The sequence below is a fragment of the Microbulbifer sp. SE14 genome (assembly GCF_059834885.1).
Map to the genome: position 1 here is coordinate 42,179 of NZ_JCBAJA010000033.1, position 13,441 is coordinate 55,619.

Annotated in this window: 11 protein-coding genes and 1 pseudogene; 4 read left to right on the forward strand and 8 right to left on the reverse strand. The window is 62.2% G+C overall.

Annotated elements, in window-relative coordinates:
* Window positions 1-144: 144 nt before the first annotated feature.
* Entirely contained in the window at window positions 145-2,880 is a 2,736-nt protein-coding gene (polA, locus tag AC6R19_RS19110) for a DNA polymerase I (protein ID WP_500581451.1), read from the reverse strand.
* Window positions 2,881-3,137: 257 nt separating this feature from the next.
* On the opposite strand from polA, the gene AC6R19_RS19115 reads away from it, so the two are divergent.
* Entirely contained in the window at window positions 3,138-3,551 is a 414-nt protein-coding gene (locus AC6R19_RS19115) for a hypothetical protein (RefSeq protein ID WP_500581452.1), read from the forward strand.
* A gap of 9 nt (window positions 3,552-3,560) precedes the next feature.
* On the opposite strand, the gene AC6R19_RS19120 is transcribed toward AC6R19_RS19115, so the two are convergent.
* Entirely contained in the window at window positions 3,561-4,430 is an 870-nt protein-coding gene (locus tag AC6R19_RS19120; protein ID WP_500581453.1) for a metal ABC transporter solute-binding protein, Zn/Mn family, read from the reverse strand.
* 65 nt (window positions 4,431-4,495) lie between these two features.
* Here AC6R19_RS19120 and AC6R19_RS19125 point away from each other — a divergent pair, with 65 nt between their 5' ends.
* The 3 genes from AC6R19_RS19125 (at window position 4,496) to AC6R19_RS19135 (ending at window position 8,964) form a co-directional block, all read left to right on the forward strand.
* The gene (locus tag AC6R19_RS19125; protein WP_500581463.1) at window positions 4,496-5,311 is read left to right on the forward strand and encodes an ATP-binding cassette domain-containing protein; all 816 of its coding nucleotides are present in this window, start codon (window positions 4,496-4,498) and stop codon (window positions 5,309-5,311) included.
* Window positions 5,312-6,121: an iron chelate uptake ABC transporter family permease subunit gene (locus AC6R19_RS19130; RefSeq protein ID WP_500581454.1), complete on the forward strand. Its 810-nt coding sequence runs from the start codon at window positions 5,312-5,314 to the stop codon at window positions 6,119-6,121.
* 224 nt (window positions 6,122-6,345) lie between these two features.
* Entirely contained in the window at window positions 6,346-8,964 is a 2,619-nt protein-coding gene (locus tag AC6R19_RS19135) for a TonB-dependent receptor (protein WP_500581455.1), read from the forward strand.
* 320 nt (window positions 8,965-9,284) lie between these two features.
* On the opposite strand, the gene AC6R19_RS19140 is transcribed toward AC6R19_RS19135, so the two are convergent.
* From AC6R19_RS19140 to AC6R19_RS19165, 6 genes and pseudogenes are all read right to left on the reverse strand, one after another.
* Entirely contained in the window at window positions 9,285-10,241 is a 957-nt protein-coding gene (locus AC6R19_RS19140) for an alpha/beta fold hydrolase (protein WP_500581456.1), read from the reverse strand.
* Window positions 10,242-10,348: 107 nt separating this feature from the next.
* Window positions 10,349-10,669, reverse strand: coding sequence for a heavy metal-binding domain-containing protein (locus AC6R19_RS19145; protein ID WP_500581457.1), 321 nt, complete (start codon window positions 10,667-10,669; stop codon window positions 10,349-10,351).
* A gap of 26 nt (window positions 10,670-10,695) precedes the next feature.
* A complete protein-coding gene (locus AC6R19_RS19150) occupies window positions 10,696-11,922 on the reverse strand; it encodes a dipeptidase (RefSeq protein WP_500581458.1) in 1,227 nt (408 codons plus the stop codon).
* A gap of 51 nt (window positions 11,923-11,973) precedes the next feature.
* Window positions 11,974-12,411: a nucleoside deaminase gene (locus AC6R19_RS19155; RefSeq protein WP_500581459.1), complete on the reverse strand. Its 438-nt coding sequence runs from the start codon at window positions 12,409-12,411 to the stop codon at window positions 11,974-11,976.
* Between the two features lie 118 nt (window positions 12,412-12,529).
* Window positions 12,530-12,883 (reverse strand): hypothetical protein, encoded by a 354-nt coding sequence (locus tag AC6R19_RS19160; RefSeq protein ID WP_500581460.1) that lies wholly within the window; start codon window positions 12,881-12,883, stop codon window positions 12,530-12,532.
* 14 nt (window positions 12,884-12,897) lie between these two features.
* Window positions 12,898-13,317: pseudogene (locus AC6R19_RS19165) on the reverse strand (AAA family ATPase); the annotation flags it as partial.
* Between the last annotated feature and the right edge of the window lie 124 nt (window positions 13,318-13,441).

A 13,441-nucleotide genomic window follows, 5' to 3' on the forward strand; every position in this document is an offset into this window, starting at 1 on the left:
CGTGACGGTTCCCCCAAAAGCGATAAAAAATGTTAAAAAATTGATCGGCGTCTCGGGGCGGTCGCCGGATTCATCCACAATAGGCGCGAGACTTGGATTCAACCGTCATCGGGACAGACCGCACACCCCCGGTGGGCGCGGCGCTCAGTGCGCCTCGTCCCAGTTGGCCCCTTTGCCCAGATCGACGATCAGCGGCACATCCAGTTCCGCGGCACCCTGCATCAGCTCGGTGATGCCGGCGCTGACCTTGTCGACCTCCCCCATCGGCACCTCCAGCACCAGTTCGTCGTGCACCTGCATGATCAGCTTGCTGGCCAGTTTCTGCTCCGCCAGCCAGGCGTCCACGGCGATCATGGCGCGCTTGATGATGTCCGCGGCGGTACCCTGCATGGGCGCGTTGATCGCGGTGCGCTCGGCGGCCTGGCGCAGCATGGCGTTGCGGGAGTTGATCTCCGGCAGGTAGAGGCGGCGGCCGAAGAATGTTTCCACGTAGCCCTTCTCCGACGCCTGCTTGCGGGTGTTGTCCATGTAGGCGCGTACCCCCGGGTAGCGCTCGAAATAGAGGTCGACGTACTGCTGCGCATCGGCGCGGGGTATGCCCAGCTGCTTGGCCAGGCCGAAGGCGGACATGCCGTAGATCAGGCCGAAGTTGATCGCCTTGGCGCGGCGGCGCTGTTCGTCACTCACGTCGTCCGGCGCCACCTGGAACACCTCGGCGGCGGTGGCGCGGTGGATATCCTGGCCGCGGGCGAAGGCGTCCACCAGGCCCCTGTCACCGGACAGGTGGGCCATGATGCGCAACTCTATCTGCGAGTAGTCGGCGGCGATGATCACGCTGCCGGCAGGCGCCGCGAAGGCCTGGCGGATACGGCGGCCCTCCTCGGTGCGGATGGGGATGTTCTGCAGGTTGGGATCACTGGACGACAGGCGCCCGGTGGCCGCGACCGCCTGGTGGTAGGAGGTGTGCACCCGGCTGGTGGCCGGATCGATCATCAGCGGCAGCTTGTCGGTGTAGGTGTTCTTCAGCTTGGCCAGGCCGCGGTACTGCATGATCAGCGCCGGCAGCTCGTGGCTGTGGGCCAGCTCCTGCAGCACCGGCTCGGCAGTGGAGGGGGCGCCCTTGGGGGTCTTCTTGATTACCGGGATCTGCAGCTTGTCGAACAGTATCGCCCCCAGCTGCCTGGTGGAACCCAGGTTGAACTCCTCTCCGGCCACGGCGAAGGCCTGCTGCTCCACCTGGCGCATCTTCTGCTCCAGTTCGGCGCTCTGCGCGGCCAGCATCCCGGCGTCGATATAGGCGCCGTTGCGCTCCATCCGCGCGAGCACCGGCAGCAGCGGCATCTCAATGTCGTCCAGCACCTTCTCCAGGGACGGTTCGCGGGCCAGGCGCGTGCTCAGTTCATTGTGCAGCCGCAGGGTGATATCCGCGTCCTCGGCGGCGTAGACTCCGGCCTTGTCCACGTCTATCTGGTTGAAGGTCAGCTGCTTGGCGCCCTTGCCGGCGATATCCTCGTAGCGCACTGTGTGCTCGCCCAGGTATTTGAGCGCCAGGCTGTCCATATCGTGGCGGCTGGCGGTGCTGTCGAGCACATAGGATTCCAGCATGGTGTCCCGGGCCATACCGCGAAGCTGTATACCGTAGTTTGCGAGGATATGGCTGTCGTACTTCAGGTTCTGGCCGACCTTCTTCTGTTGCTCATCTTCCAGCAGCGGCTTCAGCTTCTGCAGCACCTCGTCGAACGGCAGCTGCTCCGGCGCGCCCATATAGTCGTGGGCCATGGGCACATAGGCGGCCTTGTGCGGCTCCACCGCGAAGGACAGGCCCACCAGCCTGGCCTGCATATAGTTGAGGCTGGTGGTCTCGGTGTCGAAGGCGAAGATTTCCGAATCCTTCAGTTTCTGCAACCAGGCGTCGAACTCGGCCCTATCGGTGACGATGGCATATTCACGCTCGACCGCCTCGGCCGTGGCTTCTTCCCCCAGGTCGCCGGCCCCATTACCGGACAGCTCCTCCAACCAGCCGCGGAACTCCAGTTCGCCGAACAGCTCGATCAGCCTATCCTTGTGCGGTTCGGCGTTGTGCAAATCCTGTGGATGAATCGGCATATCCACATCGGTCTTGATGGTGGCCAGCTTGTAGGAGAGTTCCGCGGCCTCGCGGTGCTCGGCCATCTTCTTGCCCAGGGTCTTCGCGCCGCGAAAACCTAACAACGCTATCGCGTCCAGGTCGGCGTAGATGTCTTTCAGGCTGCCGAGATTCTGCAGCAGCGCCAGCGCGGTCTTCTCGCCGACGCCGGGCACGCCGGGGATATTGTCGGACTTGTCGCCCATCAGGGCGAGGAAGTCGATGATCAGCTCCGGTCCCACGCCGAATTTCTCCCTGACACCCTCCTCGTCCATCTCGGTATTGGACATGGTGTTGACCAGGGTGATGCCCGGGCGCACCAGCTGCGCCATGTCCTTGTCGCCGGTGGAGATGATCACCTCCCGCCCTGTCCTCTGGGCCTCCAACGCCAGGGTCCCGATCACGTCGTCCGCCTCGACGCCCTCCACCACCAGCCGCGGCAGACCCATGGCGTCGACGATGTCGTGGATCGGCTTGATCTGCTCGCGCAGCTCGTCCGGCATCGGCGGGCGGTGGGACTTGTAGTCGGCGAAGAGTTCGTCGCGGAAGGTCTTGCCCTTGGCGTCGAACACCACTGCCACGGTGCTGTCCGGGTGCTCCTTCAAATGGCGGCGCAGCATGCTGATCACACCGCGTACCGCGCCGGTGGGCCTGCCGCTGCTGGTGGTCAGCGGCGGCAGGGCGTGGAAGGCGCGGTACAGGTAGGAGGAGCCGTCCACCAGGATCAGCGGGGCTTGGGTGTTCTCTTTACTCATAAATCTTTGGAATCAGTGATTGGATATTAATTGCGACAGGCAAATCGGCGGATAGCATAACGCCCTCCGTCGTTTTTTTCCCGTTCGCCGCAGGCGCTTTGTTTCTCGTCGCTGCTTCTGCGGCAATCACCGCAGCCCGCCGGGCAGATCCGTAAGCGGCTTCTAGGCTTTTAGGGAGCGGCGCCCATCGTCCGGCGACCGCCGCAGACAGAGAGTTGTTAGAGAGCTGTATCATGAGTTGTAGGATTTTTTGCCGCTTGCTGCTGTCAGCGGCCGTTGTCGCCGCGCCGGCGCTGGCGGACTCTATCGAGCGCGACCACCGCGGGACGGTGCGGGCGGGCGAGATGGAACACATAGAGGTCATCGGGAAAAACTACGCACCCGATGCGACTGCGGACAAGGGGCAACAGGATGGGGGACTCAGGCAGACACTGAGGCAGAACCTGTTGGAGCAGGTGCAGTCCCTGAGACTTCTACAGCGGCGGCAACTGGAAAAATTCCACGCGCGGAACCGGCAGGCGCTGGACACAGAACAGAGGCGCGAAGCATCGCAGGACGCCGCGCGCGCCGAGGCACTGCGCCGGGAACGGAAGCGCGCCGACGAACTGCGCCGGCGGGAGGAGGAGCGGCTGCGTATGGAGGAGGCACGGAAGCAGCAGGAGCCCTCCTGAACCGAGCTGCTAGCCCTCCACCCCGGCGCGGTCCGGAATCTCAGCCAGACAGGCCCGCGCCTGCGCCAGCAGCTGCTCGATCAGGTCGCGGTAATCGGCGCCGGCCGGCAGCCGCTCTGCCAGCGGGTCCAGCACCGCGTAGCGCAGACCCAGGTTCTCCGCCATCTGCCGGTCGCGGTCGTTCTCCGGCACCTCCCCGAACAGGCAGCCATCCCCGGCACCGCGCAGTTCGAGCATGGCCCGGGCGCCGTGGCCGCCGCGGCCGCTATCACTGAGCGCCCTGGTCTGCACGCCCGCGGAACCGAAGAAGTGGCCGTAGGCGTCGTGGGTCACCACTACGGGCAGGTCCCGGTAGGCCCAGAGGGCGCGGTCCAGCACCTTCTGCAGGTTGGCCATCTCGCGGGAGAAATCCCGCGCGCGCTGGCGAAAAGTTTCCGCCTGTTGCGGCTGCAGTTCCGCCAGGCGCTCGGCGATATGCGCAGCCATCACCGCGGCGTTGCGCGGGCGCAGCCACAGGTGGGGGTCCGACCCGCTCGCGCCCCGGAACTCGTAGCCGTCCGCGCCCAGCAGGCCCAGCTGGCGCTCCGCCGGCAGCAGCGCCATCTGCTTCGCCAACACCGATTCCATCTCCGGCCCAAGCCATACCACCAGCTGCGCCCGCTCCAGCGCCGCGCGGTCCGACACACTGGGCGCATAGTGGTGGGGATCGCCGCTGCCGATCAGCAGCCGCAGCGGTAGATCGTCACCGGCAATCTCCCTGGCGATCAGCGCCAGGGGGCGCACACTGACCACCAGTTCCCTCTCTTTCGACGGTGCTGGTTTGCCACAGGCGAGGGCGAGAAGGATCGGCAACAGGAGGAAAAGCTTCGGGCGATACATGTGGGGCACGGGGCGGCAAAAAACTGCGATATAATCACACCCGGCTTTTGCCCGCCAGTCAATCAATCCCCCACGCCCTTCGCGGAGATACCACCCTGAGCCATTCCGAGCCGCTAATCACCGCCGACAATCTCGGGCTGGAAATCGCCGGCCGGCTACTGCTGCAGGACATCTCCCTCGAACTGCAGGAGGGAGAAATCGTCACCATCATCGGCCCCAACGGCGCCGGCAAGACCACGCTGCTGCGGCTGCTGCTCGGCCTGGCCAAAGCCAGCAACGGCAAAGTGTGGCGCAGGCCGGGCCTGCGCCTCGGCTATATGCCGCAGCGGCTGCAGATAGATCCGTCCATGCCCATGTCGGTGCAGCGCTTCCTGCTGCTGGGACAGTCGCACCTGAACGCGGAGCAGGCGCAGGCCGCGCTGCAGCGGGTCGGCGCCGGACAGCTGGCCGGGGCCAGTCTCTCCGAACTCTCCGGCGGCGAGATGCAGCGGGTGCTGCTGGCCCGCGCCGCCTCGCGCAAGCCGCAGCTGCTGGTGCTGGACGAACCCACCCAGGGCGTGGACGTGGGTGGCCAGGGCGAGGTCTACCAGCTGATCGCCGCACTGCGGGACGAACTGGGCTGCGGCGTACTGCTGGTCTCCCACGATCTGCACCTGGTGATGGCCGCCACTGACAAGGTGCTGTGCATCAACCAGCATATCTGCTGCGAGGGTCACCCGGAGCAGGTCAGCCGCGACCCCGCCTACCTGGAACTCTTCGGCGACAAGGTGGCCCCCTATACCCACTCCCACGACCACGCCCACAAACTGAGCGGCGACATAGTCCACGAGCGGGGTTGCAATCACGATCACCCGCACACCGCAGGCAGAGAGCACAGATAAGTGGTGCAATTCAACGAACTGCTACAGAGCCAATTTCTCTGGTACGCACTGGCGGCCGGCCTGCTGGTCGCACTGGTCAGCGGACCCCTGGGCTGCTTCGCGGTCTGGCGGCGCATGGCCTACTTCGGCGACACCCTGGCCCACTCGGCGCTGCTCGGCGTCACCCTCGGCTTCGTGCTGCAGGTGATGCCTACGCTGGCGGTCGGCGCCACCTGCTGCCTGTTGGCGATACTGCTGGTCTACCTGCAGCGGCGACAGAAGCTCTCGGTGGATACGTTGCTCGGCATTCTTTCTCATTCCATGCTGGCGCTGGGTATCGTCACCGTCAGCCTGTTCAGGATCAAAGTGGACCTGCTGTCGCTGCTGCTCGGCGACCTGCTCGCCGTGGGCGGCCGCGACCTGGTGCTGATGCTGGCGGCGGCGGCACTGATCGCCGCGCTGCTGTATTTCCTCTGGGAAAAGCTGCTCGCCTTTACCCTGCACGAGGAACTGGCCGCGGTGGAGGGTGTGCCGGTGGAGCGGGTGCGCCTGGCGCTGATGCTGATGCTGGCATTGCTGATCGCCATCGCGATGAAGGTCGTCGGCGTGCTGCTGATCACCGCGCTGCTGATTATTCCCGCGGCCAGCGCGCGCCGGCTGTCCAATACACCGGAGCGCATGGCCGCGCTGGCTTCCGCAATCGGCTGTGTGGCGGTTGTACTCGGGCTGCTGGCGTCGATACTCTGGGATACGCCGGCGGGGCCTTCGATAGTGCTGGCCGCGGGGCTGGTATTTCTCGCCAGCCAGGCTGCTCCGAACAAAAGTGCCTGACCGATTTATTTTTTTGTCGCGGCTTTGAATCCCGCACCGGCACGCCAGTACAATTTTTTGTACATGTCATCGCAGCATTATTGCGACCCCTTTCACCAATCGGCGCAATAAAACGCCTTTCTATCGCCAGCCAATTGTCTCGCCTATCGCGCATTGCTAGCGTTGAATCCGGACCGATTTCTGGTCACTTATCAATAATCAAAATAAATGGATGAGCAAAGATCATGGAAAAACAACTTTTTCGCCGTAACGTGTTGGCTACCGCCATACTCACCGCGGCCGCTGCAGCCGCACCCCAATCGCTTTTCGCCGCCGACGAGGAGGCCGTGGAAGAAGTCGTAGTCGTCGGCTCGCGCATCCAGCGCAATGCCGAGTTCGAAACGGCCACGCCGATCCAGGTGATGGACCGGGAGGCGATAGAGAAGTCCGGCTACACCAACCTGCAGCAGATGTTCGAAAAGAACCCCGCTGCCGGTAACGGCACCTTCTCCACCCGCGGCAACAACCAGGACTCCACCGCCAACGGTGCCGCCGCGGTGAGCCTGCGCGGCATGGGTGCCGACGCGACCCTCGTGTTGGTCAACGGCCGCCGCGTGGCCATCAGCGCCTTCGCCGAGGGCATCACCACCAATTTTGTCGACATCAACACCATTCCGCTGGCGGCGGTGGAGCGGGTGGAGGTACTGAAGGACGGCGCCTCCGCGATCTACGGCTCCGACGCGGTGGCCGGGGTGGTCAACCTGGTACTGCGTGACGATTTTGAGGGGGCGGAAGTATCCGTCGACTACGGTGGTGCCGACGGCTACGACGAGCAGTCGACCTCCGCCATCTGGGGTATCAACGGCGAGGACTCCAACCTGACCCTGATCTTCGACCACCACAAGAACAGCACCCTGGCCAGCGTCGAGCGCAAGGGGCTGGACACCGCCAACCAGTCCTTTCGCGGCGGTATGGATTTCCGCTCCTCGCGCGGCTACCCGGGTTATTTCGTCGTGGACGGCGTTTCCACCATAGATCCGGGCTGCCCGGAGGACAGCACCATCGGCCAGATCTGCGCCTACGACTACGGCCCCTGGACCCTGCTGACACCCGAAGCCGAGCGCACCGGCGTACTGCTGCTGGGCAAGAACCAGCTGACCGAGAGTGTGGAGTTCTTCACCGAAGTGGCCTTCCAGCACAACACGTCCATCGCCCAGGGTGCGCCCACACCGCTGGATGAGAGCGCGGCGCTGACGGTGCCGGTGGACCATCCGGACAACCCCTTCACCGGTGCCGGCAGTATCGATATAGGCCGCTACCGCACCGTGGATGCCGGCGCGCGCCAGTGGGATATTGAGACCGACAACCTACGCGGCGTCTTTGGCCTGCGCGGCAGCGTTGCGGACTGGGATTGGGAGGCATCGGTGCAGCGCTCACGCAGCGAGTCCACCCAGACCGGCGACCGTTCCCAGGGCTGGGTGCGCACCGACCTGCTGCAGCAGGAAATCGACGCGGGCCGCTATAACCCCTTCGGCGGCGTGCAGAATCCACGGTCGGTGATCGACGCCATCACCACCAGCCTGGTGCGCCAGGGCAAATCGCAGCTGACCAGTGTGGACTTCACTATCAACGGCGAGCTGTTCGACACCGCCAACGGCGCCATTGCCATGGCCGCCGGTGTCGAGCACCGCGAGGAGGAGGCCTCGGATATTCCCGACGACCAGTTCCAGCGCGGCCTGATCTTCGGCACCGAATCGGTGTCCGCCTCCGCCAGCCGCGACATCACCTCAGCCTTCGTGGAGTTCGCGATTCCGCTGCCCGCCAACCTGGACCTGACCCTGGCCGGCCGGTTTGACGACTACAGCGATTTCGGCACTACCACCAACCCCATGGCCAACCTGTTGTGGACCGCCAGCGATATGTTGTCCCTGCGAGCCTCCTGGGGCACCGGCTTCCGCGCGCCTTCCCTGGCGCAGATAGGTCTGGGGCCGTCGCAGGAGTCCATCTTCTTCGCCGACAGCTACGGCTGCGCCGTCAACGATGCCTACTGCGCCAGCACCGACTATAACATCGTCTTTGCCGGCAACCCGGACCTGGAGGCGGAAGAATCCGAGTCCTTCAACCTGGGTGCGGTGATCAAGCCGATCGATGGCATGCAGCTGTCGCTGGACTACTGGAGCGTCACCCAGGAGGGCAAGATCGACGAGGTGCCCTTCGGCTACCTGTACAGCCAGTTCTGCAACGACCAGGACAGCACTGTATGTGTGCGCTCCACGCCCCTGCCGGGCGAGTCCCTCGGCTCGCTGCAGTCCATCAACAGCGGATTTATCAATATCGGAGAGCAGACAGTCTCCGGTGTCGATTTGAGCCTGGTGTACTCAGGAATGGAACTGGCGGGCGGCGATCTGGGCCTGCGCCTGGATTACTCCTACCTGGCCGAGTTTGAGCGGGTGGAACTGGACTCGTCCGGCGAGAACTTCCTGACCCGCGACCTGGCCGGCGAGTACGAGTACCCGCAGCACCGCTGGGCGGCATCTGCAGACTGGGCGCAGGATACCTTCGCGTTCACGGTGGGCCTGAACTATATCGGCGAGTTCGAGGACACGCCGGATATCGATTTTGACGGCACCCTGGACTACGACACCAACAAGTCGCGCATGGTGGATTCCTTCTTGACCATGAACCTGCAGGCGCGCTATACCGGCTTCGAGAATATGGTGTTGAGTCTCGGCGCCGACAATGCCCTGGATGAAGAGCCACCCTTCGCCATCGGCGATGGCGATTCCGACCTCTACGGCTATGTGCAGAGCCAGCACGATCCGCGCGGCCGCTTTATCTACGGCAAGATGGTTTACAGTTTCTAGCAAACCGGCCGCCCCGGATTACCACAGCATCCGCTGCGGTAATCTGTCCGTGCCCCGTAACCATCGAAAAGGAAGGCGTGAGCCTTCCTTTTTTTGATTCTCGCAGGAGAAGCCCCGGGGTTTCTCACGGTGATTGCAGCAAGTCCACGAGGGACACAAGTGACACCCCCGCCGCGGACAGGCTTTCCTGCAGGGCATTCCGGCCGCCCTCCGTAAAGATCCAGCCCATCAAACCGCAATTTATCAATACCGTCAGCCAGAAAGTAATCCTGAAGGACCGCTTTTGCTGGTTTTATGCTTGAATAGGTGTTGTGCCAGCTTTATCGGGCGCCGAGAAATTCCCCGATCAGTTGCGCGGTCAGCTCGGGGTAGCGGCTTTCCCCCTGCGTTGCCACGGCCTCACCGATATAGTCCCCGTGCCCGCCGGGCAGGATCAGCAGGCGCGCATCGGGCATCAGGCGGGTCAGTTCGATGGCGTGTTCGGGCTTTACGATATCCCGGTCGCCGAGCATGATCAATGCGGGTGCGCGAATGGCGCGCACCAGTTCATCCGGAACATCCTCGAAATTCCGCACTCTCTCGGCGTCCTTGTCGTGCATGGTCCTGAGCTGACGGCGGTCCGGGTTCACGCGCAGGAAGGCATCCTTGAGCGGCTGGGGCATATTGGCGAAGTTCGCCTTTTCCATAAACTCCCAGAGCTGCGGATGGTAGCCACCCCTCCTGGTCGCGGCGGAGGCGAATACCAGCTTTCGCACCAGATGCGGATGCCGTATCGCAACCTGGAGCGCGATGCTGGCACCGTTGCTGAAACCGAAAATATCCGCCTTTTCCACTTTCAGGTACCGCAGTAGCGCGGCGACGTCGTCCGCGGAGGACTCGAAGGTGACCGGCCCGTACCGGCCGCTGCTGCGACCGTGACCCTGCTCTTCCAGCGCAATGACCATGCGGTTGCGGGCAAGGCCCGGAAGCACCCTGCTGAAGGTCACCTCTATGGTGGACCCGCCGCCATGGAGCAGCACCAGCGGCACGCCCTCTTTGCGCCCGTGCACTTCGTAATACATATCGATGCCGTTGACCTGCGCGTGGCCGCTCTCGAGCGGTTTGGATTGAGCAGTCGACACCCGATCCTCCGGTTTCTCCGTTTTCGCCGATGCGTAACCACAATCCATCAGCAAAATGGCGATGACAAGGACGGAAATGCCTCTATGTATTCCTATGTCGATATGTTCTCCCAGTGCAAGGCAGGTCACCTGGGTCTTGATGCAGCTGATCTTCATGCCTATTCCTCGTCCGGCTAGCTGTTACCTGCAATAGTCGAACGGGCGAGCGGGATATCGACAGTGCATCGGGGAGTGATTTGCTGTGTCGTGGCGGCTCCAGTCCGTCAGCGGAACTTGACTGCAGTGCCGCTCACACTGACCATCATCATGCCGCCCTGCTGGCCGACCACCTCGTAGTCGATATCGATACCCACAATGCCGTCCGCGCCCAGCCTCCTCGCCTCCTCTTCCATCTCCTCGAAGGCCACCTTGCGGGCCTTGGCCATCTCCCGCTCGTAGGCGCCGGCGCGGCCGCCGACGATATCCCGCACAGCGCCGAAAATATCCTTGAAGATATTCGCCCCCAAAATGGCCTCGCCGACCACCACATCCAGATAGTCCCTGATTTCCTTCCCATCCACTACAGAGGTTGTCGTCTTTAACATAATGTCCTACCTGTTAATTATGTTTTTTACAATTGGGCTTTTTCCGGCTGCATTTGCGTCTGCGCGTAGGCCTCGCTGGCGCGCCAGACGCGTAGCAGGTTGCCGCCGAGAATCTTCTCGATATCCGCCTCGCTGTAACCGCGCTGCAGCAGGCCGCGGATCAGGTTCGGATACTGGGACACGTCTTTCAGGCCAGTGGGCAGGCTGTCGCCAACGCCGTCGAAGTCGGAACCTATGCCGATATGCTCCACGCCGACCAGGTCGCGAATATGGTCGAAGTGATCCAGCACATCGTCCAGGTCGGCGTAGACGAATTGTTCCGCGCTGAGGCGGTCGGAAAACTGCTTGACTTCCTCACTGTCTTCTTCCAGTCCCTTCTCGCGCCTGAATTTCTCGGTGGCGTCCTTGATCGCCTGATGAGACTGGCGCGACTTCTCATTGATAAAGGTCGAGCCGAAGTTGATCATGATCACCCCGCCGTTGTCGGCCAGAGTGCGGATCATCTCGTCGCTCATATTGCGCTCGAAACCCGGGGTGAAGTGGCGCGCGGAGGAGTGGGAGGCGATCACCGGGACTTTTGAAATGCCCATCACCTGCCAGAAGGCATCGTCGGAGATATGGGATACATCCACCATCACGCCGGCGCGATTCATTTCCGCCACCAGCTGCCTGCCGAAATCACTGAGCCCGTGCCACTGGCGCTCGTCGTCGTAGGAGGAATCGGAGATATGGTTGCTCATGGAGTGAGCCAGGGTGATATAGCGCACGCCGCGTCCGGCGAAGTGCCACAGGTTGTCCAGGTCCCCTGCGATTGCGGCGCCGTTCTCCATGCCGAGCGGCAGTGAAACCCGGCCATCGGCCACCTGCTGTTCCATCTCGGCGACCGAATGCGGAATCGCAAACTTGTCCGGATGCCGTGCGACCAGCGCCTCCACTCCATCGATCAGATGGTCCGCGTAGTCCCTGGCGGTACCCTCGGCCTCCTTCTCCGCCGGAATATAGATCGACATAAAGGGCGCATTCAGCCCGCCCTCCAGCGCGCGCGGAAAATCGAAATCGCCGTCCTCAGTGGCCGCGCCGATATCGGCGGGCTTCTCCGACAGCCGGTATGGCACATCGATATGGGTGTCCACCAGCAGGTACCTGTTCGCAAGTTGCCGCGCCAGTTCTCCGTTGTGTACCTGGCGGTCCGGCTGTGCATCCTGGCCACAGGCGCTGATCGCCAGCGCGACAGCGATTGCGACTCTTTTCATCTGATCTGCCCCGGTTGTTGAATCAACGCCACAGCCTACCCCAGGCGCGCACTACTTTCCTATATCCTCGTTCCAGAGTTCAGGCTTTTCCCGGATAAACTCGCGCATCAGCGATTTGCACTCGTCGCTGTCCACCAGCACCAGCTCCACACCCCTGGAGCGCAGGTAGTCCTCCGGCCCCATAAAGGTCTCATTCTCGCCGATGACAACTTTGGGGATGCCGTACAGAAGTACGGTGCCGCTGCACATATCGCAGGGCGACAAGGTGGTGTAAAGGGTGCATTTTTTGTAATCGGCTGCGCTGAGGCGGCCGGCGTTTTCCAGGCAGTCCATCTCGGCGTGCAGTACGGCACTCTTTTTCTGCACCCGCTGGTTGTGTCCGCGCCCGATGATCCTGCCCTCACAGACCAGTACCGAGCCTATGGGTATGCCGCCCTCGGAAAGCCCTTTCCTGGCCTGCTCGATGGCGGCCTGCATAAATTTATCCATAAAAAGCCCGTTTCACGGTTACGCATCGCTTTCAAGGAGGTTTTTCAGTGCCTTCAGGTCCCGCTCGACGGCCGCCCTGTCTTCGGCGAACTAATCGTCGGACATGCCCGGCTGCCACTCAGTGCTCCTTACCATCTACAGAGGATAGAGTCTCCCTTCCCGGTATATCCGTGTCGCCCTCCTCCGCTATTTCCACGAAGGATTCCCTGCCTTTGGTATAGTTTTCGAACTCCAGGCCTTTGTACAGGGTAATGGCAATGATCGCCGCACCGAAGACCGCAAAAAAGGTGCCCGGAGCTGCCTCCTTGATAACCAGTCTGTTATTACCCAACCCCGTTTCCAGCCCGCCGGCGTGCCCCCAGACACCCGCCATAAACAGTCGGTAGCCCATATAGGCAAAGATGCTACCCACCAGCAGCGAGGCCATCTTGTAGGAGATCAGGGAAAGAATAATGTGAGAATCCAGTTCCATTTTCTGTCCAATTTTTATTTTCGATGCTCTTCTTGCCACTCTTCCACGTTAAATTTATCGCCCTCTATCGACACGCGGTACAGCTTGTCAAAGCCTTCCGAGTAGCCGGGCGGCTCGAGCCTGCTGAAAGTCGCCCTTATGCCGACTTCGGGAATACGCTCCTTTCCCTCTCGTGATGCATTCCTGCGCAGGCATTCCTCCGGGCTGGAGGTGAAATAGTAACCGGTCACCTCGAATCCGTGATTCTTGAAACCTTCAATGTACTTTTTGCGGCAGCTTCTTGTCGGGTTGGTATTGTCGATCACCACCGGTTGCTTGGACTCCAGGCAGGCAGAGAAGAGAATCCTCTCCCGGTGCCTGGTTCTCAGCATATCCAGGTTCAGGCGGATATGAGACCGGTAGAAGTTTTCCAGGTAAAAGGAGGATTTGCCGCTGGCTTGCGGGCCGAGAGACTGTAAATTAAATTGTGTAACTGCTCATGCCCCCGTACTCTGCACCGGAGGATACCATGAGCAGAACAATGGACAACAAAGATCTCGAACAGCAACTCCAGGCTCA

Bases quoted from the DNA above. Each gene is read 5' to 3' on its own strand.
- polA (WP_500581451.1), bottom strand. From the start codon at position 2,880: ATGAGTAAAGAGAACACCCAAGCCCCGCTGATCCTGGTGGACGGCTCC.
- AC6R19_RS19155 (WP_500581459.1), bottom strand. From the start codon at position 12,411: ATGGATAAATTTATGCAGGCCGCCATCGAGCAGGCCAGGAAAGGGCTT.
- AC6R19_RS19140 (WP_500581456.1), bottom strand. From the start codon at position 10,241: ATGAAGATCAGCTGCATCAAGACCCAGGTGACCTGCCTTGCACTGGGA.
- AC6R19_RS19160 (WP_500581460.1), bottom strand. From the start codon at position 12,883: ATGGAACTGGATTCTCACATTATTCTTTCCCTGATCTCCTACAAGATG.
- AC6R19_RS19145 (WP_500581457.1), bottom strand. From the start codon at position 10,669: ATGTTAAAGACGACAACCTCTGTAGTGGATGGGAAGGAAATCAGGGAC.
- AC6R19_RS19135 (WP_500581455.1), top strand. From the start codon at position 6,346: ATGGAAAAACAACTTTTTCGCCGTAACGTGTTGGCTACCGCCATACTC.
- AC6R19_RS19150 (WP_500581458.1), bottom strand. From the start codon at position 11,922: ATGAAAAGAGTCGCAATCGCTGTCGCGCTGGCGATCAGCGCCTGTGGC.
- AC6R19_RS19120 (WP_500581453.1), bottom strand. From the start codon at position 4,430: ATGTATCGCCCGAAGCTTTTCCTCCTGTTGCCGATCCTTCTCGCCCTC.